General features: G+C 69.5%; 21 protein-coding genes, 1 tRNA gene and 1 riboswitch. Of the genes, 17 read left to right on the top strand and 5 right to left on the bottom strand.

Features of this window, described 5'->3' with window-relative positions:
* Positions 1–20: 20 nt before the first annotated feature.
* A complete protein-coding gene (locus tag ACO0LV_RS03430; RefSeq protein ID WP_424786466.1) occupies positions 21–1,334 on the top strand; it encodes a nucleotide disphospho-sugar-binding domain-containing protein in 1,314 nt (437 codons plus the stop codon).
* A 45-nt stretch (positions 1,335–1,379) separates the two neighbouring features.
* A complete protein-coding gene (locus ACO0LV_RS03425; protein ID WP_424786465.1) occupies positions 1,380–2,834 on the top strand; it encodes an aminobutyraldehyde dehydrogenase in 1,455 nt (484 codons plus the stop codon).
* 4 nt (positions 2,835–2,838) lie between these two features.
* Here the strand turns inward: ACO0LV_RS03425 and thiD are convergent, their stop codons facing one another.
* The 3 genes from thiD to thiM all read right to left on the bottom strand — a co-directional run bounded on the left by thiD (position 2,839) and on the right by thiM (position 5,219).
* Entirely contained in the window at positions 2,839–3,669 is an 831-nt protein-coding gene (gene thiD, locus ACO0LV_RS03420; protein WP_424786464.1) for a bifunctional hydroxymethylpyrimidine kinase/phosphomethylpyrimidine kinase, read from the bottom strand.
* Positions 3,666–4,334: a thiamine phosphate synthase gene (gene thiE / locus ACO0LV_RS03415; RefSeq protein ID WP_424786463.1), complete on the bottom strand. Its 669-nt coding sequence runs from the start codon at positions 4,332–4,334 to the stop codon at positions 3,666–3,668. Before thiE ends, thiD begins: the two co-directional genes overlap by 4 nt.
* Positions 4,335–5,219: a hydroxyethylthiazole kinase gene (gene thiM, locus ACO0LV_RS03410; RefSeq protein WP_424786462.1), complete on the bottom strand. Its 885-nt coding sequence runs from the start codon at positions 5,217–5,219 to the stop codon at positions 4,335–4,337.
* Positions 5,208–5,305, bottom strand: a riboswitch (TPP riboswitch). (Overlaps the previous gene by 12 nt.)
* 365 nt (positions 5,306–5,670) lie before the next feature.
* On the opposite strand from thiM, the gene ACO0LV_RS03405 reads away from it, so the two are divergent.
* The 8 genes from ACO0LV_RS03405 (at position 5,671) to ACO0LV_RS03370 (ending at position 12,844) form a co-directional block, all read left to right on the top strand.
* Positions 5,671–6,870 carry an LLM class flavin-dependent oxidoreductase gene (locus tag ACO0LV_RS03405; protein WP_424786461.1) on the top strand — a complete coding sequence of 400 codons (1,200 nt, stop codon included), beginning with the start codon at positions 5,671–5,673 and terminating at the stop codon, positions 6,868–6,870.
* Between the two features lie 18 nt (positions 6,871–6,888).
* A complete protein-coding gene (locus tag ACO0LV_RS03400) occupies positions 6,889–7,506 on the top strand; it encodes an FMN reductase (protein ID WP_424786460.1) in 618 nt (205 codons plus the stop codon).
* A 125-nt stretch (positions 7,507–7,631) separates the two neighbouring features.
* Positions 7,632–8,825: a LolA family protein gene (locus ACO0LV_RS03395; RefSeq protein ID WP_424786459.1), complete on the top strand. Its 1,194-nt coding sequence runs from the start codon at positions 7,632–7,634 to the stop codon at positions 8,823–8,825.
* Complete coding sequence (locus ACO0LV_RS03390) at positions 8,822–9,832, top strand: ABC transporter ATP-binding protein (protein ID WP_424786458.1); 1,011 nt, start codon at positions 8,822–8,824, stop codon at positions 9,830–9,832. The genes ACO0LV_RS03395 and ACO0LV_RS03390 overlap by 4 nt, the downstream gene beginning before the upstream one ends.
* A gap of 4 nt (positions 9,833–9,836) precedes the next feature.
* Positions 9,837–10,730, top strand: coding sequence for an ABC transporter permease (locus tag ACO0LV_RS03385; protein ID WP_424786457.1), 894 nt, complete (start codon positions 9,837–9,839; stop codon positions 10,728–10,730).
* 131 nt (positions 10,731–10,861) lie between these two features.
* The gene (locus tag ACO0LV_RS03380; RefSeq protein WP_424786456.1) at positions 10,862–11,167 is read left to right on the top strand and encodes a hypothetical protein; all 306 of its coding nucleotides are present in this window, start codon (positions 10,862–10,864) and stop codon (positions 11,165–11,167) included.
* Positions 11,168–11,320: 153 nt separating this feature from the next.
* Positions 11,321–11,734, top strand: coding sequence for a substrate-binding domain-containing protein (locus ACO0LV_RS03375; protein ID WP_424786455.1), 414 nt, complete (start codon positions 11,321–11,323; stop codon positions 11,732–11,734).
* A gap of 99 nt (positions 11,735–11,833) precedes the next feature.
* Positions 11,834–12,844 carry a macrolide 2'-phosphotransferase gene (locus ACO0LV_RS03370; RefSeq protein ID WP_424786454.1) on the top strand — a complete coding sequence of 337 codons (1,011 nt, stop codon included), beginning with the start codon at positions 11,834–11,836 and terminating at the stop codon, positions 12,842–12,844.
* A gap of 78 nt (positions 12,845–12,922) precedes the next feature.
* Here ACO0LV_RS03370 and ACO0LV_RS03365 read toward each other — a convergent pair.
* Together ACO0LV_RS03365 and ACO0LV_RS03360 are read right to left on the bottom strand one after the other, a co-directional pair.
* A tRNA-Lys gene (locus ACO0LV_RS03365) sits at positions 12,923–12,995 on the bottom strand.
* Between the two features lie 148 nt (positions 12,996–13,143).
* On the bottom strand, positions 13,144–13,977 hold the full coding sequence (locus ACO0LV_RS03360) for a transglutaminase-like domain-containing protein (RefSeq protein ID WP_424786453.1): 834 nt from the start codon (positions 13,975–13,977) through the stop codon (positions 13,144–13,146).
* Positions 13,978–14,123: 146 nt separating this feature from the next.
* On the opposite strand from ACO0LV_RS03360, the gene ACO0LV_RS03355 reads away from it, so the two are divergent.
* From ACO0LV_RS03355 to pstA, 7 genes are all read left to right on the top strand, one after another.
* Complete coding sequence (locus ACO0LV_RS03355) at positions 14,124–14,756, top strand: hypothetical protein (RefSeq protein WP_424786452.1); 633 nt, start codon at positions 14,124–14,126, stop codon at positions 14,754–14,756.
* A gap of 8 nt (positions 14,757–14,764) precedes the next feature.
* A complete protein-coding gene (gene mshD / locus ACO0LV_RS03350) occupies positions 14,765–15,715 on the top strand; it encodes a mycothiol synthase (protein ID WP_424786451.1) in 951 nt (316 codons plus the stop codon).
* Positions 15,712–17,958 carry an RNA degradosome polyphosphate kinase gene (locus ACO0LV_RS03345; protein ID WP_424786450.1) on the top strand — a complete coding sequence of 749 codons (2,247 nt, stop codon included), beginning with the start codon at positions 15,712–15,714 and terminating at the stop codon, positions 17,956–17,958. The genes mshD and ACO0LV_RS03345 overlap by 4 nt, the downstream gene beginning before the upstream one ends.
* Positions 17,959–17,962: 4 nt before the next feature.
* Positions 17,963–18,940, top strand: coding sequence for an NUDIX hydrolase (locus ACO0LV_RS03340; RefSeq protein ID WP_424786449.1), 978 nt, complete (start codon positions 17,963–17,965; stop codon positions 18,938–18,940).
* A gap of 217 nt (positions 18,941–19,157) precedes the next feature.
* Positions 19,158–20,228, top strand: a complete 1,071-nt coding sequence (gene pstS / locus ACO0LV_RS03335; RefSeq protein ID WP_424786448.1) for a phosphate ABC transporter substrate-binding protein PstS — start codon at positions 19,158–19,160, stop codon at positions 20,226–20,228.
* A gap of 102 nt (positions 20,229–20,330) precedes the next feature.
* A complete protein-coding gene (pstC, locus tag ACO0LV_RS03330) occupies positions 20,331–21,320 on the top strand; it encodes a phosphate ABC transporter permease subunit PstC (protein ID WP_424786447.1) in 990 nt (329 codons plus the stop codon).
* A 2-nt stretch (positions 21,321–21,322) separates the two neighbouring features.
* Positions 21,323–22,375, top strand: coding sequence for a phosphate ABC transporter permease PstA (gene pstA / locus ACO0LV_RS03325; RefSeq protein ID WP_424786446.1), 1,053 nt, complete (start codon positions 21,323–21,325; stop codon positions 22,373–22,375).
* Positions 22,376–22,387 lie beyond the last annotated feature (12 nt).

The following is a 22,387-nucleotide window of genomic DNA, read 5'->3' as shown; positions in this document are numbered from 1 at the left end:
ACATCGATGAGGAGACGTCCGTGACAAGAGAATCCCTGACCTTCCTGTTCCTACCGGAGAGTGCCTACGGGCCGACGAACAACTGCATCGGGGTCGGTAAGGAACTGGTGCGCCGCGGGCACCGGGTGGTCTTCGCGTCGGAATCCTCCTGGGCCGGCCAACTCAGTCCGCACGGGTTCGTCGAGGACCTGGTGGACCTGGAGCCACCAGCGCAGGACGAGGCCGAGCAGGACGCGGGGGCATTCTGGAAGAACTACATCCAGGAGATCTCCCCGGAGTTCCTCAAGAGCACCCAGGAGCAACTGACCACCGTGAGTCGCCCGATCCTGGAGGCGCTGATCGAGGGGGTGAAGTACTCCGCACCGGCGCTGCGAGAGGTGGTCGAGCGTAACCAGCCCGACGTGACGATCCTGGACAACGTGCTCACCTTCCCCGCCCTGATGACCTCCCCGGCGAAGTACGTGCGGGTGGTCTCCTGCAACCCGCTGGAGGTTCCCGGGGAGAACATCGCCCCGGTGTTCTCCGGGTTGGGGCAGGACGACCGGGAAGGCTGGGCCACCTTCCGCGAGGCCTACGAGCGCTCCCACCGGGAGGTGTGGGAGGACTTCAACGCCTGGGTGCAGGAACAAGGTGCTCCGCCGCTGCCCTACCTGGAGTTCAGCCACGCCGGCGACCGCAACCTGTACCTGTACCCCGCCGAGATCGACTACACCGACGCCCGTCCGCTGGATTCGACCTGGTACCGGATCGACTCGGCGGTGCGCGAGACCGAGGCCGAGGCGGACATCCCCGCGCACTTCCTGGACGGATCCAAACCGCTGATCTACTTCAGCCTCGGCTCCCTCGGTGGCGCCGACGTGGGGCTGATGCGCAGCGTGATCGCCGCCCTGGCCGAGACCGACTACCACATCATCGTCTCCAAGGGCCCGCTGCACGCCGAGATCGAACTCGCCGACAACATGTGGGGCGCGGAGTTCCTCCCGCAGACCACGATCATCCCGAAGGTGGACCTGGTGATCACCCACGGCGGCAACAACACCGTCACCGAGTCGCTGCACTTCGGGAAGCCGATGGTGCTGATGCCGCTGTTCTGGGACCAGTACGACAACGCCCAACGCGTGCACGAGAAGGGCCTGGGACGGCGCGTGGACACCTACCGGGTGAGTGCCACGGAACTGCGCCAAGCGGTGGCCGACCTGCTGGCCGACACCGGGATGCGAGCCGAGGCCGAGCGCATCGGGGAGCGGATCCGGGCCCGGCGCGGCTTGCACAGGGCGGCGGACCTGCTGGTCGAGATCGGGCGGCAGGGTGTGGCGGAGCGAGCCGGCTCATGACGTGCGCGAACCCACGAGCCACCGGGCTCGTGAGAGGCTCGGCCCATGACTGACTCCGTCTCCACCGAACGGCCCTCGGCCGCCGCGGGCACACCTCTGGACCTGATCAACCCCGCCACGGGGGAGGTCGCCCGCACCGTGCACCTGTCCACGATCGACGACGTCGATGCCGCCGTGGCGAGCGCGGGTGCGGCGGCGCCGGCCTGGGCCGGGCGGACCCCCTCCGAACGCGCGCGGGTACTGTTGCGGCTCGCCGATGCGCTGGAGGCGCACACCGATGAACTGGCGGCGTTGGAAGTGGCCGAGACCGGTAAGCCGTGGACGGTGGTGGCCGAGGGGGAGATTCCCTTCGCCGCGGACAACCTACGCTTTTTCGCCGGGGCGGCCCGTTCCACCGACGGCACCGGGGCCGGGGTGTTCTCCGACGGGTACACCTCGATGATGGTGCGCCGCCCGGTGGGGGTGGTGGCCAGTATCGCCCCGTGGAACTTCCCGCTGGTGATGGCGGTGTGGAAGATCGGACCCGCACTGGCTGCGGGCAACTCCGTGGTGATCAAACCGGCTCCGTTGACGCCGAGCAGCACCCTTCGGATCGCCGAACTGGCCGCTGAGTGCGGGCTGCCCGAGGGGGCGCTCGGGGTGGTCACCGGCGACGGTGATGTGGGCGCGGCGCTGGCCGGGCACGCCGGGGTGGACATGGTCAGCGTGACCGGGTCCACCCAGACCGGCAAGGCCGTGATGCGCGGGGCGGTCGAGGGCGTCAAACGGGTGCACCTGGAACTGGGCGGCAAGGCCCCGGCGGTGGTCTTCTCCGACGCCGACATCACCCAGATGGCCCACGCCGTAGCGATGGGCGCCACCTACTCCACCGGTCAGGACTGCACCGCCGCGACCCGGGTCTACCTGCAGCGGGAGATCTTCGATCAGGGGGTCGATGCCCTGCGGGCCGTCATGGAAACCGTGGTGGCCGGGGACCCCCACGACCCAGCGACCCACATCGGTCCACTGATCTCCGCCGCCCACCGGGAGCGGGTGCACGGCTTCGTCACTCGCGCGGTGAGCCAGGGGGGCGAGGTCCTCACCGGCGGGGAGCCGCTGGAAGGGCCGGGGTTCTTCTACCCGCCCACCCTGGTGGTCGGTGCGGCGCAGGACTCCGAACTCGTCCAGGGGGAGGTGTTCGGACCGGTGCTGGTGGCGCTGCCCTTCGACGATGAGGAGCAGGCGGTGGCTCTGGCCAATGACAGTGCCTACGGGCTGGCCTCCTCGGTGTGGACCTCCGATGTGGCCCGGGCGATCCGGGTCAGCCACCGGTTGGAGGTGGGGGTGACCTGGATCAACGACCACCTGCCGCTCGCTTCGGAGGCCCCGCACGGGGGTGTGAAGGGGTCGGGCTTCGGCAAGGACATGAGCATCGAGCCGTTGCTGGACTACTCGGTGATGCGGCACGTGATGATCCGGCACCAGGTGCCCCCGGAGACCACCGGGTTCCGGCCCGCCTGAGGTTTCACGGGCGCCGGGCGCGGCGACCGGCCCCGGGTGAGCCCGCGAAGTGGTGCAGGGGGCCGTGGCCGGAGCCGACCTGGAGGTCATCGGCAGCGGCCAGGGCGGTGGTGAGCCAGGCCTTGGCGACGCGCACGGCGGACTCCCAGTCGCCCTCGCGCTCGACCACCCGGGTAGCGATCGCAGAGGAGAGCGAGCAACCGGTGCCGTGGGTGTTGGGAGTGTCGATCCACGCCGAGGACACCTGGGTGACACTGCCACCGGGCCAGACCAGCAGATCGGTGGCCCGTTCCCCGGGCAGGTGCCCGCCCTTGGCCAGCACGCTCACCCCGTACTTCCTGGCCACCTGGCGCGCCTGCGCCGTTGCCTCCTCCCAGTCCCCAGCGGTCTCGGTTTCGGCGAGCACAGCCAGTTCGGGGATGTTCGGGGTGATCAACCCGGCCCGTGCGATGAGGCCGGACAGCGCCTCGGAGGTATCGGCGTCCAGCAGTCGGTCTCCGCTGGTGGCCACCATCACCGGATCGAGCACCACGTAGGCTGCCGTGCTGCGCTCCAGCCACGCGGTGACCACCTCGATGGTGGCCGTGTTTGCCAGCATCCCGATCTTGACCGCATCGACCTGGATGTCCTCGCTGATCGCCTCGAGTTGGTCGACCAGGAACTGCGGCGGGGGGATGTGCACACCCCGGACCCCGCGGGTGTTCTGTGCGGTCAGCGCAGTGACCGCCGCCATGCCGTATCCGCCGTTGGCCGCGATCGACTTGATGTCCGCCTGGACCCCCGCGCCGCCGGAGGGGTCGGATCCGGCGATGGACAAGACGCGCGGAATGCTCATGCGCCGGCCTTGCCCGGGCCGGATCCTGCGGCGTCCCAGTCGGTACGCAGCCCCCGGGCCACCGTCTCGGGATCCGGCGCCGCACACAACGCCGAGACCACTGCCACCCCGCCGGCCCCGGCCCGCCGCAGCGGCCCGGCGTCCTCGGGCCGCACGCCGCCGATCGCCACGCACGGCAGCGGCGTCCGGGCGGCGAACCGGCCGAACCCCTCGATACCGAGCGCGTCCGGGTGGTCGGTCTTCGTCGTCGTCGGCCGGATCACCCCCACTCCCAGGTAGTCGACGGTGCCCCCGGGTAGGGCGGCGACGGCTTCTAGGTGCGCGACTGTATTGGCAGTGAGACCGACGATCGCCTCCGGTCCCAGTTCCGCACGGGCCGCCACCGCTGCGTCATCGAGTTGCCCCAGGTGCACCCCGTGCACCGGCAGGCCGCGGCTGCGTGCGGCGACGACGACGTCGAGTCGGTCGTTGACGATCAGGCGCGCCCGGCCATCGATCACCTCGGCGAGGTACGTCAACTGACGCAGGTGATCGTCCAGGTCGGCCTCCTTGTCCCGCAGTTGCACGGTGTGCACCCCGCCGGCCACCGCGGCTGCCACCGTGGCGGGCACGCCGCGCGGTGCGCACAACTCGCGGTCGGTGACCAGGTAGATGCCCGGCTGCATTCAGGCCTCCTGCGGGTCCGGCGCAGGTGCCGCCAGCACCTCGACCCGAGCCTGCTCGATCACCTGCTCCGGGGTGATGCCGGCCAGTGCGTCCAGGAACGCGGGCAGGAACGTGCCCGGGCCGTGAGCGTCGGTGGCCGCCTGTTCGGCGGCGATGCCGTAGACCACGTGCGCGGCGGACACCGCGGTCAGCGCGCTGGTGGTCCCACGGGCACCGAGCATCGCGGCGATGATCGAGCCGAGTGCGCAGCCGGCGCCGGTGATCCGGGTGAGCAGCGGGTGGCCGTTATCGACCCTGATGGCCGCTGACCCGTCGGTGATGAGGTCACGCGCACCGGAGACCGCCACCACCATCGAGGTCTCGCGGGCCAGGGCTGCGGCGACCGGGGCGGCTGTGTCGGTGTCGTCTGCGGAATCCACCCCGCGCCCACCGGCCCCGGCGCCTGCCAGTGCGATGATCTCCGAGGCGTTGCCGCGCACTGCCGTGGGCCCGGCGGCGAGCAGTTCGGCGGCGAAACCGGTGCGCAACGGCAGGGCTCCGATCGCCACCGGGTCAAGCACCCACGGGGTGCCGGCTTCGCTCGCGGCGCTCACCGCCGCCCGGCCGGCGTCGCGCTGCTGATGGGACAACGTGCCCAGGTTGATCAGCAGTCCGGAAGCCATCGGGGCGAACACCCCCGCCTCCTCGGCCGTGTCCACCATGGCCGGTGCCGCCCCGATCGCCAGTAACGCGTTGGCGGAGAAGTTCGTAGCCACGTGGTTGGTGATGTTGTGCACCAACGGGCTGTGCTTCCGCAGGACTCGCAGCAGGTGTGCGGCCTGCTCTGTCACGTCGACCGCCTCCGGAAGGCCGGCCGATTCGGTGTGACCGGAGACATCAGTCATGGACATTCCCTTCGCTAGTACGAACTAGTGCAGGTTCGACGGGTGTCATCTCAGCCGCGCGGTGGGCGGCACCCCGTGTCGTGACCTCCGAGTCTAACAACCCCACCCCGCAGAAGGTCGGGTCACCCCACACCGGCCGTCCCCCCACGCCCTCCCCCACGCCCGCCCCCGCCACACCTGCCGCCCCCACACGCGACCCCGCCCCACGCCACCACCCCCACGCCACCACCCCCGCCGCCACCGCGCCCGCCGCCACCGCGCCCGCCGCCACCGCGCCCGCCGCCACCCCCGCCGAGGGCGACCCTGGCGGTCGAGGGCGATTGGTAGGAACGTCGCCGTCGACCACAACGCTCGTTCTCGAGGGCGGCAGCGTGCCGGAATAGATCCGGTGGCGGTGATGTTTGTAGGGGTGTATATGCAAATGCATCGAGTTTCTTGAGAGGCCTGCACCATGCAGTTCGGAATCTTCAGCGTCAGTGACGTCACCACTGACCCCACCACCGGTCACACGCCGAACGACACCGAGCGGGTACGGGCGATGATGACCATCGCCCAGCACGCCGACCAGGCGGGGTTGGACGTCTTCGCCACCGGTGAGCACCACAACCCGCCGTTCGTGGCCTCCTCGCCCACCACGATGCTGGGCTACCTGGCCGGGACCACCAAGCACATCACGCTGTCCACCGCGACCACCCTGATCACCACGAACGACCCGGTGAAGATCGCCGAGGACTACGCCATGCTGCAGGTGCTCGCAGACGGCCGGATGGACCTGATGATGGGCCGCGGTAACACCGGCCCGGTCTACCCCTGGTTCGGCCAGGACATCCGCCAGGGCGTGAACCTCGCGATCGAGAACTACGCCCTGCTGCGCCGCCTGTGGACCGAGGACGTGGTGGACTGGGACGGGAAGTTCCGCACTCCGCTGCAGGGCTTCACCGCCACCCCCCGCCCGCTGGACGGGGTGCCCCCGTTCGTGTGGCACGGCTCCATCCGTACCCCCGAGATCGCCGAGCAGGCCGCCTTCTACGGCGACGGGTTCCTGCACAACAACATCTTCTGGCCGATCGACCACACCAAGAAGATGGTCAGTTTCTACCGGAAGCGCTTCGAGTATTACGGCCATGGCAAGGCGGACCAGGCGATCGTGGGCCTGGGCGGACAGTTCTTCGCCCGGAAGAATTCCCAGGACGCGTGGAACGAGTTCCGGCCCTACTTCGACAACGCCCCGGTCTACGGTCACGGACCCTCGATGGAGGACTTCACCCGCGAGACCCCCCTGACCGTGGGTTCACCGCAGCAGATCATCGACCGCTACGCCACGATGCGCGAGCACGTGGGCGACTATCAGCGGCAGTTGTTCCTCGTCGATCACGCCGGGTTGCCGTTGAAGACGGTGCTGGAGCAGATCGACATCCTGGCCGAGGAGATCGTGCCGGCGCTGCGCGAGATCAACGAGGCAGCCCGTCCGGCGCATGTCCCCTCGAACCCGCCCAGCCACGCCGACCGGGTGGCCCAGGTCGCCGAGGCCGGCACGTCCCAGGGCCAGCACGTGGCCGGCGAGGACCGCTGGACCGGCCGCCGAGCCGAGGACGACGTCGCTACCGCCGCCGCCGGCGCCGCTCAGCGTGGCGCCGCGTTCGGACTCTGAAGAAAGGACTCACCCCTGATGACTACCCGCACGATCGTCGCCATCTCCGGTGGCCTGAACAAGCCCTCCTCGACCCGGCTGCTCACCGACCGGCTGGTCGAGGCCGCCGTGAGTGAACTCAAGGCCCGCGGCGTCCAGGCGCAGGTGGAGGTCGTGGAACTGCGCGACCACGCCCACGACACCGTCAACGCGATGCTGTCCGGGTTCCCCTCCGGAGACCTCAAGGGAGTGCTGGAGCGCCTAGCCGCCGCCGACGGCGTCATCGCCGTCAGCCCGATCTACACCACCGGAGCGTCGGGGTTGTTCAAGTCCTTCGTGGACATCATCGAGAAGGACGCCCTGACCGGGATGCCGGTACTGCTGGGGGCCACCGGCGGTACCGCGCGGCACTCCCTGGCGCTGGAGTACGCGATCCGGCCGATGTTCACCTACCTGCGGACCGACGTGGTCACCACCGCGGTGTTCGCCGCCACAGACGACTGGTCCGGTCAGGCCGACGACGTCAATCCGCTCCCGGCCCGGATCAGCCGGGCGGGTCGCGAATTCGCCGAACTCGTGGCGGCCCGGGACGAGGCCCGCCCGGGCGACCTGTACGACGACGTCCCCTCCTTCGAGGCGATGTTCTCCAAACTCTGAGCACCGCCAACGCTCAGCCGAGGTCCGTACCCGCCGAGGGCGCCTCATCGCACCGGGAATGGTGAGTACTGGTCGGCGGCCACGGCGGGGCGTATGGTCGAACCAGCACTCTCAAGGAGGTCACGATGACCCGCAGATGGCACCGCTGGCTACCGGCCGCAGTGGTCGGCGTCGTGATCGCGGGCGGGGTCGGGCTCACGGCGCAGGCCGGTTCGGCCGACCTGCCCGAGAAGTCACCCGAGGACGTCCTGACCATGGTGGCCGAGCACTCGGTGGAGGCATTCTCCGGGGAGTTCCAGACGAGCACCGAACTCGGACTGCCCGATCTGTCCGGCCTGGATGGTGCCTTCGGCCACGGGAACCGCGGCGGCATGCCGGCACCGGATCTCGCTGAGGATGCCGCACCGGAGCCGACCCAGGGCGCCGGTGATGAGAACGCCGGGCAGCGCGGCGACTCCGGAGTGGGCGAGGTCCTGGAGTTGCTGACCGGCGAGCACACCGCACGGGTCTACGTCGACGGGCAGCAGGGGCGCATCCAGGTGCTGGACGATCTGGCCGAACGGAACGTGATCCGCACCGAGGAGGAGGTGTGGTTCTACGACTCCCGTGAGAATGCCGCCACCCACCTGGCGTTGCCGGCACCCGGCGACGAGGTGTGCCGCCCCGGCCAGGGGCCGCACGGTTCCTGGTTCGACCACGGCGGCCAGCCGCCTGGCCCCGGGCCGGTCCCCACACCGGATGAGGTCGCCGCCGACGTTCTGCAGGCCCTGGAGACCGATACCGACGTCACCGTCGGCGCGGACGAACGCGTGGCCGGGCGTTCGGCCTACACCCTGGTCCTGGCGCCCGGCAGCGGACACTCCCTGGTGGAGCAGGTGGCCTTGGCCGTCGACGCAGAGACGGGCTTCCCGCTGGGCGTCACCGTGCACGCCCGCGGCCAGGACGAACCGGCGGTTCGGGCCCAGTACAGCGCGATCACGTTCGAGACCCCCGATGCCACGCTCTTCGACTTCACCCCGCCCGCCGGGGCGAGCGTGGAGGAGGTGGAACTCCCGCCGTGCCCGGAGGGGGCCGGGACCGGGGCACCCGAGAAGCCGGACGGCCACGAGGTGATCGGGCAGGGTTGGGACGCGGTCCTGGTGCTGCCGGTGGACGAATCCGGCGCACTGGATGATCCACTCGTCCGCGAACTCACCCAGGACACCGGCGCCGGGCGTCTGCTGTCCACGAACCTGCTGTCCGTGCTGGTAACCGACGACGGGCAGGCCCTGATCGGTGCCGTCACCCCGGAGTACCTGCAGTCCCTCGCCGGGTCGTGACCGAACTCGCCGTCCGCACCGAGGGCCTGACCAAGACGTTCGGTACGCACAAGGCCGTCGACGACCTCGACCTCGTGGTCCCGCGCGGAAGTGTGTTCGGGTTCCTCGGGCCCAACGGCTCGGGCAAGACCACCACGATCCGACTGCTGCTCGGGCTGGCCTCGGCCACGGCCGGCACCGCGCACGTGCTCGGGCACCACATTCCACAGGGCCTGGGTGAGGTCCTGCCACGAGTCGGCGCCCTCGTGGAAGGACCCGCGCACTATCCCTACTTGTCCGGTGCGGCGAACCTGCGGCGCCTGGATGCGGCCAACCCTGCCGCCCCGCCCCGCACCCGGGAGACCCGCGTGGCGGCGGCACTGGAGAAGGTCGGTCTGAGTCACGCCGGAACCAAGCGGGTGCGCGCCTACTCCCTGGGCATGAAGCAGCGACTCGGGATCGCCGGCGCCCTCCTGACGCCACGGGAACTGCTCGTGCTCGACGAACCGACGAACGGGCTGGACCCGCAGGGCACCCGGGAGGTGCGGACGCTGGTGCGGTCCCTCACCGGGGAGGGGGCGACCGTGCTGGTCTCCAGCCACCTGCTGGCCGAGGTGGAGCAGACCTGCAGCCATGTCGGAGTGATGAGCCGAGGCCGGTTGGTCGCCCAGGGCAGCCTGGCCGAACTGCAGGATCTGGGGCAGGCGCGGGTGCGGGTGGTCACGCCCGACCCGCAGTGCGCCCGCGCGGTGCTGTCCCGGATCGGACTGCGCACCTCCGACGACGAGGGACCGGGGACGGGGAACGCTGCGGACGCGGCGACCGACCTTGCGACGACTCCGGCCTCCTCGACGCCGGAACGCGTCGCCGTCGTCACCGCGGTTCTGCAGGAGCGACACCTACCGGAGACCATCGCGGCCGAACTCGTCGCCGGCGGGGTACGGCTCCGGGGCTTCGGCGTCGTGCGCGAAACGCTCGAGGAGCGGTTCGTCGCGCTGACCGGGGAGGGGTTCGACGTTGCCGGGTGAGGCGATGGACGGGCGGAGCACGCCGACCACCGCGAAGGCCGAGGACGCCGGGCGTACCGGTCCCGCGGCCGGAGCGGGCGGGAGCGGTTGGTCGATGTGGGCATCGGAACTGACGCTGCTGCTGCGGCGGCGCCGCACCTGGGCGATGCTCGTGGCGCTCGCCGCGATCCCGGTGCTCATCGCTGTGGTGGTCAGGGTCTCTGCCGACCCGGTGCAGCCCGGCCAGGGGCCGCCGTTCCTGGACCGGGTCACCCAGAACGGGCTGTTCGTCTCGATCACCGCGCTGGTCGTGACGATCCCTCTGTTCCTGCCGCTGACCGTCGGGGTGGTCGCCGGGGATGCGGTCGCCGGTGAAGCCGGGCTGGGCACCTTGCGGTACCTGCTGCTCGCGCCGGTGCGGCGGGGCCGGCTGCTCCTGATCAAGTTCGCGGGCATTGCGATGTTCTGCGTGCTCGCCACGGCGGTGATCGTCACGGCTGGGTCGGTGATCGGGGCACTGCTCTTCCCGGTCGGCCCGGTGCCGCTGCTGTCCGGGGACACCATCGGCGCCTGGGAGGCGCTCGGGCGAGCACTTCTCGTCGGCGCATTCGTGAGTGTGTCGATGCTGGGGCTGGGCGCGGTCGGACTGTTCATCTCCACCCTGACCGTGGTGCCGGTGGGAGCGATGGCGGCCACGGTCGTGGTGGCGATCGTGATGCAGGTGCTCGGGGCGCTCGACCAGTTGGCATGGCTGCACCCGTGGCTGCTGAACTACTACTGGATGGACTTCGCCGACCTCCTGCGCCAACCGATCGCCTGGGGCTCCTTCGTCGACAGTGCACTGCTGCAGACGGGTTACGTGGCGGTGTTCGGCGCCCTGGCCTACGGACGGTTCGCCACCAAGGACGTGTTGTCCTGACCCAGCGCGCAATCGACCACACCCGCGGGCGCGACCCCGGCTTGATCAGGACGTCGAGTTCCACAGCAGGGGCCCGGAGAAGCCGATATTCCTGATGGACTGCGCCGAGCGCGCGGCGCTAGATTCGAGGAATGCAACGGGACAACGTCAGGTCCTTCATCTCCGGGGTGCTCTGCGCGAACAGCCTGCCTCATCTGGCCACCGCCGCCGCCGGACACCAGCACATGAGTCCGCTGGGCGGGCGAACGTCGGGCCGGTGGGCGAACCTGGTGTGGGGCGCCGCGAATCTCGCCGGCGGGCTGGCCCTGGTTTCGCGGCCGCCAGGCCGGGGTCGCCGCTGGGGGCCGCGGTATCGGGCATTCGGCTACGGGGTCGCGGCGTTCTCCCTGTGGAGCGCGGTGGCCGAGAACATCTTCGCGATGAACGTCGACCCGTGACCTGACACCTGGGGGCACACGTGGCGGTGCTCGACCGGCTGGCCTGCCCGTGCCACGAGCCGCGGTGCGACCTGGCCGTCGCCGCCGTGCGCGGTGGGCCCGCACCGCAGGCGCTGCCGCCGATCGCCGTCGCGGTGGTGGCCGAGCAGGTAGTTGCCGCGCACCGGCGCGACGCCGTCGACCACCAGCGGCACCTGCAGCACGCGCAGATCCTCCTCGTCGGGCACTCAGTCCGCCAACAGCCTGGACTCGGGCGCCCGAGCGATGGCCGAGTTGCTGGATCGGGTGCCCGACCTGGACGCGGTCCTCGCCGCCTCGGACCTGATGGCGGCGGGCGCATTGACGACCTTGCGAAAAGACGGGCTGAACGTCCCGGGTGATGCCGGCGTCGCCGGCTTCGACGACACCGGCCCGGCAGCCCGGCTCGACCCTCCCCTGACGACGATGCATCAGCCGTTCGACCGGATCGGTGCCGAGATGATCGACCTGCTCCTCCAGGTGATGGACGGCGGGGACCAGGCGTCGTTGACGCTTCCGGCCGACCTGGTGGTGCGGCGGAGCACCTGACTCCCGGGTGCCCGCACACGCCGGCGCCGCGGCCACGGGCGTGAGGACCGCCTCACCGCAATACTGTGTACGTACCACACTGTGTATGTCACACTCTGTATGTTCACCGCTCCCTCTCCAACGAACGACCAGCAGCACACCTGCTCGAGGAGGAGCGCAACAGACCTCGACACAGCATTCACGAGAAGGAGGGTCAACATGGCACCTGATGAGCAACCGGGCGTTCTGCAACTCACCGCCGGGTACGGAATCGAGATCAGGCCCGAGTCGCTGGAGCGCAATAGTTCGGGCCTGGATCTCGAGGTGTTCTTCGCGCAGGACGCCGTCGGAGACCAGTGGGTTCTCCGGGTTCCACGACGAGACGACGTGCTGCCCCGCGCGATGGCCGAGCAGCGGGCGCTGTCCTTCATCCGCGAGTTCGTCTCATTCGAAACGCCTCACTGGCGGGTGCGCGAAGCGGACCTCATCGCCTACAAATCGCTCGGTGGCACGCCTGCAGGACGATTCACCGCCGAGGTCCAGGACTATGTGTGGGGGAACAGCGGTACCGGCGTACCTGAACCGTTCACGGCGTCGCTGGCCGAGGTGCTGGCCCAACTCCACCAACTCCCGGGACATCGCGCGGCACGCGCTGGTCTGCCGCTCACGGAGGCGGAGGGCCTACGGGCCTCGATGGACGAGAGGATGCACCGGGTGCGTGCCGCTTTCGGTGTTGAGGAAACGCTGTGGAGTCGATGGCAAACCTGGATTGCACGCGAGGAGATGTGGCCGCGCGAAACGGGCCTCATCCATGGCGACCTCCATCCGGGGCACCTGCTCGTCGACTCTGAGGCTGTGGTGACCGGAGTCCTCGATTGGACCGAAGCGAAGGTGGCGGACATCTCGAACGACTTCGTCTATCACTACATGGCATTCGGTGAAGAGGAACTGGCTTCACTCGTCGCCCGCTACGACGAGTCGGGGGGTAGGACGTGGCCACTCATGACGGAGCATGTGATCGAACTCGCGGCCGCGTTCCCCATCCAGATCGCCGAGTTCGCGCTCGCCACCCAGACAGAGGAGATGGAGAGCATGGCAAGAGGACTGCTGGGCACCTCGCCGAGCGGTTGAGCACAGCGGGAGGGCCCTGCTGCACCCGGTGCCAGCCCAGGGGTCAGGGCGTTGATGCAGGTCAGAGGGGGTGTTGGGTGGGCCCCCCGGGGCTCGAACCCGGAACCCACGGATTAAAAGTCCGTTGCTCTACCCATTGAGCTAGAGGCCCGCGCAGGCGATGCTCCCACCGTGCGTGGGACCCAGGGTATCGCCGTCGGTGCACCGGTCGTAACACGGCCCGCCGGATGCGGCGTCGGGGGCGTCGGCAACGGCACAGGTGGGCACCGTGCCCGCTACGCCCCCGATACCACTGCGCGTCAGGGCAACCGCTCCGCGGCGGCGTGATCATCGATCGGCAGTTCCCCCTCCAGGGTGGCCATCACCGACTGGGGGCCGAGCCGCACCCCGGCGCCGTAGGAGGACATGAACGCGGTATCGGCCGCGTCGCGCCCGGTAGCGATCCGCACCAGCGACTGCCGGGGGGCGAGCCGGGTGGCGTCGACCACCTGCCAGTGCCCCTCCACCCACGCCTCGGCCACGGCGTGGAAGTCCATCGGGGACAGCCCCGGGGCGTACACGGCCGCACACCGGGCCGGCACATCCAGGCCACGCAGCAATGCCACCACCAGGTGGGCGTAGTCCCGGCACACCCCGCGCCGGGCCAGCAGGGTGTCCACGGCTCCGTCGGTGAAGTGGGAGGATCCGCGCACGTAGGAGAGGCGCTCGTGGACGAACGCGGCGACGGCGTCCAGCAACTCCGGACCCTGCAGACCGTTGAACTCCTGGCGTGCGGTGGGCAGCAGCCGGTCGGACTCGGCGTAACGGCTGGGGCGCACGTAGGTGAGCAACTCGGTGGCTGAGGGCTCCTCCGCCTGCTCCGCACCCGCCCGGGGATCCCCGGTCACCTCGGCGCGGTAAGCCACCTCCACTTTGCCCGGAGCGTCCGCGCCGGCGTCGACGTCGAGCAGGTGGATGCGTCCGTGGTGGGGGGCTGGCGCCTCGGTCACCTCGACCGGGCTGCCGTCCATGCTCACCGTGAAGTCATCGCTGACCTGCAGCCCGGGCACCTTGGCCACGGCCACCATGAAGGCCACCCTGGTGTGACCGGTGGACATGGTGAAGGCGATGTCGGCGCGGATCGTCCGGTGCACGCGAGGTACCTCTCGAGCTAGGGGCCGCGGCCAGCGTAGGCCGTGCCGTCACCGTAAGCCACCGCAGGGTACCGGGCTGCGCCCTCATCACGCTGCGGCGTATCGTGACGTCCAGACCAATCACACCGTGACCCAGGGAGGGTTCCGTGGAGCAGCATCGGTTCCGCCGCCCGGCGATGCTCACCCCCGAGCAGGCCGAGGCGATCGTCGGGGAGGAGGATCCGGCCGCGCGCTCCGAGATCGCCCACACCACTGCCCAAGCGATGGTCTCCGGTGGTCGGGAGGGCGCCGAGGACCCCGAACTGGTGGAGCGCCTGATCGCCCTGGTCGACACCGAGGGCCTGGAGGCGGTGGCCGAGATCTGGTCCCAGAGCCCCCCGGACACACTGCCCGGGGCACTCTGGCGGCTGTACCTGCTGCGGGAGTGGGGCCGGCGGGACCCGGACACGATCGCGGAGCGGTTCCGGCTCGGTGCCAACCGCGCCGAGGTGGCCGGCGTGGTCGCCGGTGTGGCCGATCCGGTGGGACCCGAGGAGATCCGGCGCATGCTCGACGCCGTGCTGTCCGGGGTCTACCGCGGCGACCTCGGTGTGGCGCTGGAGCGGGCCGGGTCCTTCCTGCGGGTGCTGGCCACAGGTTCGGCCCTGGATGCGGACTGGGTGGAGACCCACGACGCCGACACCGCCCAGATCCTCACCCGTCGCGCCGGGTCGCTGCTGGACACGGCGGCGGAACTGGAGGAGGCCGCATCGCTGCACCGAGCCGGACGGCTCACCTGATGGAGCCGGTGCGCACGCAGGAGTTGAGTCCTGCCCAGGTGGAGGCGGTGCGGAACCTTGCCCGAGACGTCGAGACCGACGACGGCGTGGCCGCCTTCGACGAGGACACCCTGCTCACCCTGACTCGCCCGGGCAGGCCCCGGTACCTCATTCCCGGCGGTGACGGCGCCGCACAGGGCCGCGACGGCGACACTGACGACGCGGACGACGTACTGGCCGGCTTCGCCCAGGTGGGTCAGGACTCGGCCGAGATCGCCGTGCATCCGCAGTTTCGCCGTCGGGGCCTTGGGAGCGCGCTGGTGCGCACGGTCCTAGCCGACTACCCCATGGTGCGTCTCTGGGCCCACGGGAACCTCCCGGGTGCCAGGGCGACCGCGGCCGCGCACGACCTAGTGGTGGTGCGCGAGCTCTGGCGGATGGGCCGTCCGTCGCCGCAGCGGGCGCAGATCGAGCCCGTGGTGGTGCCTGAGGACCTCCGGATCCGCACCTTCGAGGTCGGCGCCGATGAGGACGCCTGGCTGCAGGTGAACGCCCGAGCGTTCGCCGACCACCCCGAACAGGGCCGCCTGGACCACGCCGACCTGCGGGCCCGGCAGCAGCAGGACTGGTTCGACCCGACCACCTTCTGGCTCGCCGAGGACACCGGCAGCGGGGAACTGCTGGGCAGCATGTGGGTCAAGATCACCGACGACGACGGCGGTGCGCGCACCGGGGAAATCTACGCCCTCGGCGTCGATCCGGCCGCGCAGGGCCGCGGGGTGGGGACCGTGCTGACTGCGGTGGCCATGGACCACTTCGCCCGGACGGGCCCGGACCGACTCGAGTTGTACGTCGAGGGTGACAATGCCGCCGCGATCAGTACCTACCGGCGCGTGGGGTTCGAGCGGGACGCCATTCACGTGCAATACACCGCGACGACCTCCCCAGACCGCGAGCGACCTGCCACGATAGGGCCATGAGCGAGTCCGTAGGCAGCCGTGAGGGTGCGGTGATCACCACCCTGGCACAAGCGCCGGAGGTGCCGGAGGTGCCGGTGTCGACCGACGGTGCCCCGGAGCGCGCCGGCGAGGCTGAAGTCGAACTGCCCCCGGACCGGTTCGCCGACCGGGAACTGAGTTGGCTGCAGTTCAACGAGCGGGTGCTGGAACTGGCAGAGGACCCGGACATCCCGCTGCTGGAGCGGGTGCGGTTCCTGGCGATCTTCGCCTCCAACCTCGATGAGTTCTTCATGGTGCGGGTGGCTGGACTGAAACGGCGGATGGCCACCGGGATGGCCGTCACCGCCGCCTCCGGTCTGCTCCCGAGGCAGGTGCTGGAGATGATCTCGGCCAGGGCCCATGAGCTCACCGCCCGCCATGCCGCCCTGTTCGCCGACGTCCTGCGCCCGGCGCTGGATGAGCATGGCATCACCTCGGTGCGTTTCGAGGAACTGCACGAGGCCGAGCAGGAGCGGCTGCACAAGTACTTCCGCAAGAACATCTTCCCGGTGCTGACCCCCCTGGCGGTGGACCCGGCCCATCCCTTCCCCTACATCTCCGGGCTGTCGCTGAACCTGGCCGTGATCGTGCGCAACCCGGCCACCGGCAAGGAACACTTCGCCCGCGTCAAGGTGCCACCCTTGCTGCCCCGCTTCATCGCAGTCGACCACCGGGGTCGCCCGCACCGGGTGCAGGATGCCCCGGACGATCACGGCGTGACCTCGCTGGTCCCGATCGAAGAGGTGATCTCCTCCTTCCTCTACTACCTCTTCCCCGGGATGGACGTGGTGGAGCACCACGCCTTCCGGGTCACCCGCAACGAGGACCTGGAGGTGGAGGAGGACGACGCGGAGAACCTCCTCAAGGCGCTGGAGAAGGAGTTGTTGCGTCGCCGCTTCGGTCCACCGGTGCGGCTTGAACTGGCCGCCGGGTTCGCCCCGCGGTTGCGGGAGATGCTGATCCGGGAGTTGTCGGTCTCGGAGTCCGACGTCTATGACGTTCCCGCCCCGCTGGACCTGACCGGGATGAACCTGGTGGCGGACCTGGACCGGCCCGAACTGAGTTACCCCAAGCATGTGGCCACCACCGCCCGTGGTCTGGCCGAGGTGGAGTCGGCCAACCCGACCGACTTCTTCGAGGCGATCCGCAACCGCGACATCCTGCTGCACCACCCCTACGACTCCTTCTCCACCTCGGTGCAGCAGTTCCTGTCCCAGGCCGCCGCCGACCCGGACGTCCTGGCCATCAAGCAGACCCTGTACCGCACCTCCGGGGACTCCCCGATCGTGGACTCCCTCATCGACGCCGCAGAGGCGGGCAAGCAGGTGCTGGCGATCGTGGAGATCAAGGCCCGGTTCGATGAGCAGGCCAATATCTCCTGGGCGCGCAAGTTGGAGCAGGCCGGGGTGCACGTGGTGTACGGCATCGTGGGCCTGAAGACGCACTGCAAACTTTCCCTGGTGGTTCGCCAGGAGGCCGACGGCCTGCGCCGGTACTGCCACGTGGGCACCGGCAACTACAACCCCAAGACCGCCCGGCACTATGAGGACCACGGGCTGCTCACCTGCAGCAGCGACGTGGGCCAGGACCTGACGCGGTTGTTCAACCAACTGTCCGGGTACGCACCCAAGTCCAAGTTCCACCGGCTGCTGGTGGCCCCCCGCTCCATCCGCGCCGGCCTGCTGGAGCGGATCGAACGGGAGATCGCCAACAAGAAGGCCGGCAAGCCGGCCTGGATCCGGTTCAAGATGAACTCCATCGTGGACGAGGCCTCCATCGATGCGCTCTACCGGGCCTCGGCCGCCGGGGTGCCGGTGGACCTGGTGGTGCGCGGCATCTGCGGGCTCAAGGCCGGGGTGCCGGGGATGAGCGAGAACATCCGGGTCCGGTCCATCCTGGGCCGCTTCCTGGAACACTCCCGTATCTACGCTTTCGCCAATGACGGTGACCCCGAGGTCTACATCGGCAGTGCCGATCTGATGCACCGCAACCTGGACCGACGGGTGGAGGTGTTGGTCCGGGTGGTCGATCCCGGTCAGGTCAACGACCTGGTCTCGTTGCTGGACCTCTCCGTCGACGACGGCACCGCCTCATGGTGGCTGGCGACCGGCGATCAGGGCGAGCCGCACTGGCGGCGGGTCCACCAGGACGAGCACGGCGAACCGTTGCTGGACCTGCAGGAGCATCTCATGGCGATCCGCCGTCGCACCGGTTCGGACCGCTGATCAGGTGGGCAAGAAGCGCGAGCGCGTCTACGCCGGCGGTGCCCTGGTGTGGCGGGTGAAGAAGCGCAGCCTGCAGGTGCTGCTGATCCATCGGCCCCGGTATGACGACTGGTCCTGGCCCAAGGGCAAGGTGGACGTGGGGGAGTGCCTGCCCGCGTGCGCGGCCCGGGAGGTGGCGGAGGAGACCGGGTACCACGTGGAACTCGGGTTGCCTCTGCCGGTGGTGCAGTACCCGTTGAACTCCACCAAGACCAAGGTGTGCGTGTACTGGGCGGCCCGGGTGATCGACGGCGATCGTGGGTCCGTGCGGGCGCGCGGCCGGATCGAGCCCGCCGAGGGTGAGGTGGACGAGGCCCGCTGGGTTGACGCCGGCAAGGCCTGGAAGATGCTCACCCGCAAGGCCGACCGGGAGCCGTTGGGTGCGCTGATCGATCTGCATGAGGATGGCTTCCTGGATACCTGGACGGTGTTGATCGCCCGGCACGGACGCGCCAAGAAGCGCTCGGCCTGGCAGAAGGGTGAGGACACCAGGCCGTTGACCAGACCCGGACATGCCCAGGCGCGGGCGCTGGTGCCGTTGCTGGCCGCCTACGGCGCCGAGGAGATCATCACCAGCCCGTGGGCACGCTGCCACGACACCGTGGTGCCGTACTCGCAGGCCTCCGGCATCGAGTTGTTCATGGCGCCGCAGATCACCGAGCACGCCGCGAAGGAGGACCCACGCAGCGTCCGTGAACTGGTGGCGGAGTTGCTCGGCCGCAGGGATGCCCCGGTGCTGATCTGCACTCACCGCCCGGTGATGCCGGCGATTCTGGACGCGGTGGAACGCAAGAGTCCGCACCGGGTGCTGCGGGTGCTGCCCGAGGCCGATCCCTATCTGCGCACCGGGGAGGTTCTGGTGCTGCATCTGGCCAGGCCGGGCAAGCGCAAGGTCCGGGTGGTCTCGATGGAAATGCACCGCCCCGCCAGCGCCAACGCCTGACCGGTCTCCGCCCGGCCGAGGCCATGTGCTCTTCCTCACACGCATTGTGACGGTGCGTTCATCCTGCGTTCACCTCCGCGGCCCCGGTCCGTCACCCGGGCTGCCTAGCGTCAAGTCTGTACCGCGCGGAGAACCGTGCGGAGACCTCGATCAGAACGGGACCAACGTGAAGGCTGGATTGAGCCGCCGAGTGGCGGGCGTCGCCTCGATCGGTGCGATGGCACTGGTACTCGCTGCCTGTGGGGGCGACAACGGCACGGACGACAACGGCACCGACACCGGCGCCGGAAACGACGTGGAACTGTCCGGCAGTATTGCCGGCGCCGGCGCGAGTTCGCAGGAGAACGCGATGGTGGGTTGGCAGGCCGGTTTCACCGAACGCACCGGAGTGGACGTCAACTACGACTCGGTGGGGTCGGGCACGGGGCGGGAGCAGTTCCTGAACGGAGCCACCCTGTTCGCCGGTTCCGACGCGATGTTCTCCCAGGAGGAGATCGACGCCGGTGCGGAACGCTGTTTCGGTGGTGACGTGATCGAACTGCCGCTGTACATCAGCCCGATCGCGGTCATCTATAACCTGCCCGGCGTGGAAACCGAGCACCTCAACCTCGACGCGGACACCATCGCCGGGCTCTTCAACGGCGATATCACCAACTGGTCCGACCCGGCCATCGCTGAGGCCAACCCCGATGTGGACCTGCCCGACCTGGACGTCATCCCGGTGAACCGCTCGGACGACTCCGGCACCACGGACAACTTCACCGACTATCTGTCCAAGGCTGCCCCGGACGTCTGGCAGCACGAGCCGGACGGTGTCTGGCCCATCGACGGCACCCAGTCCGGTGCCCAGACCCAGGGTGTGATCGACGTGGTCAGCGGAGCCGAGGGCGCGATCGGCTACGCCGACGCCTCGCGTGCCGGTGACCTGGGCACCGTGGCCGTGGGTGTGGGCGATGAGTACGTGCCGTTCTCCCCGGAGGCCGCTGCCCAGGTGGTCGCTAACTCTCCGGCGGCCGAGACCGCCAGCGAGTGGCGCTTGACCGTGGACCTGGCGCGCGACACCGATGAGTCCGGTTCCTACCCGATCGTCCAGATCGCCTACTCCAGCCTGTGCTCGGTGTACGACGACGAGCAGGACGCGGCGAACGTGGCCGAGTTCTTCCGGTATGTAGCCAGCGAGGACGGCCAGAACCGGGCCTCCGATCCCGGCGTGGCCGGCTCGGCTCCGATCTCTCCGGAAATGCGTGAGCGGGTCGAGGAGATCCTCGACCAGATCTCGGTAGCCTGATCATTTGCCCAGGTTGACAGCGCACAGGTTGGTGCCGCAGGTTTGCTGCGGCACCAACCTGCCTGCGCGTGGTGGCATCCCGGTGTGCCGTAAGGAGCGTTCGTGAGCACCCTCACCAAGCCGCGACGGACGGGCACCCACGACCGCGAGCTCGCGGTACGACCGGGCAGGGCCCCGGGCAGGCTCGGCAACCGGATCTTCGCCGGGATCTCCACCGGCGCCGGCGTCGCGATCCTGGTGATCCTCGCGGCCGTCGCGGCGTTCCTCCTCTGGCGGTCCTGGCCGGCGCTGATTGCCAGCCAGGCGGACTACGACACCGTCAACATCATGCGCGGGCGCAGCCTCGCCGGCTATGTCGCACCGTTGCTGTTCGGCACCGTCCTGTCATCGGTGATCGCGCTGCTGATCGCGGTGCCGCTGAGCATCGGCATCGCCCTGTTCATCTCCCACTACGCCCCCCGCCGCCTCGCCCAGGGCCTGGGGTACCTGGTGGACCTGCTGGCCGCGGTGCCGTCGATCATCTTCGGGCTCTGGGGTATCCAGTTCCTGCAGCCGGTGCTGCATCCACTGTTCGACTGGCTCACGAACAACCTGGGCTGGATCCCGCTGTTCGCCGACTATCAGGCACCGGCGCGCAACATCATGACCGGCGGCATCGTGCTGGCGGTGATGATCCTGCCGATCATCACCGCGACCATCCGGGAGGTCTTCCTGCAGACACCCCGGTTGCACGAGGAGGCCTCTCTCGCCCTGGGTGCCACCCGTTGGGAGATGATCCGTCAGGCGGTGCTGCCGTTCGGGCGCTCGGGCATCATCTCTGCCGCCATGCTCGGGCTGGGCCGGGCCTTGGGCGAGACGATGGCCATCCTGATGGTCATCTCACCAGGTTTCATGATCAACTTCTATCTGCTGCAGCCGGGTCAGCACCAGTCGATCGCCGCGAACATCGCCAGCCAATTCCCCGAAGCCTCCGGGCTGGGTGTGGACGTGCTGATCGCATCCGGTCTGATGCTCTTCGTCCTCACCTTCGGGGTGAACATGGCGGCCCGCGCCGTGATCGCCCGCCGCGCCGAGTTCTCCGGAGCGAACTGATCATGACCACGACTGCACAGGCGACCGGCGCCGTGGGCTCCCGCAGGCTCCCTGGATGGGCGCCCTGGGCCGTGCTGGGGGCCAGCCTGGTGGCCTCCCTCGGTCTGGGGATGCTCGGCGAGACCGGCCCGAGTGTCGCCGGGGTACTGCTGGTCGGGACCCTGATCTTCGTCGTCGCCCTCACCGCGACCTCCCTGATCGTGGAAGGTGAGCGGTACGCCAAGGACCGCCTGGCCACCACGTTGGTGACCGTGGCCTTCCTGCTCGCGCTGGTTCCGCTGGTCTCGGTGGTGTGGACGGTGCTGGCCAACGGCGTCGGCGCGCTGTCGGCGGAGTTCTTCACCACCGACATGGTCGGGGTCTTCGGTCAAGACAGCGGCGGCGGCATCTACCACGCCATGATCGGCACCCTGTACGTCACCGGCATCGCCGCGGCCATCTCGATCCCGTTGGGAATCTTCACCGCGATCTACCTGGTCGAGTACGGCGGTGGGCGGATCAAGCGCGCCATCACCTTGCTGGTGGACGTCATGACCGGAATCCCCTCGATCGTGGCGGGTTTGTTCGCCTACTCCCTGTTCCTGCTGATCTTCGGGCCCGCCTACCGCTCGGCGCTGATCGGCGGGATCGCGCTGGCGGTGCTGATGACCCCGGTGGTGGTGCGTTCGGTGGAGGAGATGCTGCGGTTGGTGCCCAACGAACTGCGCGAGGCCGCCTACGCGCTCGGGGTGCCGAAGTGGCTCACCATCGTCAAGGTCGTGCTGCGCACCGCGGTGGCCGGGATCACGACCGGTGTGATGATCGCGATAGCCCGGGTCACCGGGGAGACCGCCCCGCTGCTGATCACCGTCGGACTGGCCAACAACGTCAATTACGACGCGTTCGACGGACGGATCGCCACCCTCCCGGTGTATGTCTACCGCCAGTACGCCCAGGGCGGGGCCAGCGTGGACCGTGCCTGGGGCGCGGCGCTGACGCTGATCGCCATCGTGATGCTGCTGAACCTGATCGCCAGGCTGGTCAGCCGCTACTTCTCCCCGAAGGGCATCTCATGACCCGCCCCGTTC

Source organism: Pseudactinotalea sp. Z1739 (genome assembly GCF_049725055.1).
Lineage (GTDB): Bacteria > Actinomycetota > Actinomycetes > Actinomycetales > Beutenbergiaceae > CALKWS01.
Note: the sequence above shows the minus strand (reverse complement) of the source record. Positions and strands in the feature narration are given on the sequence as shown.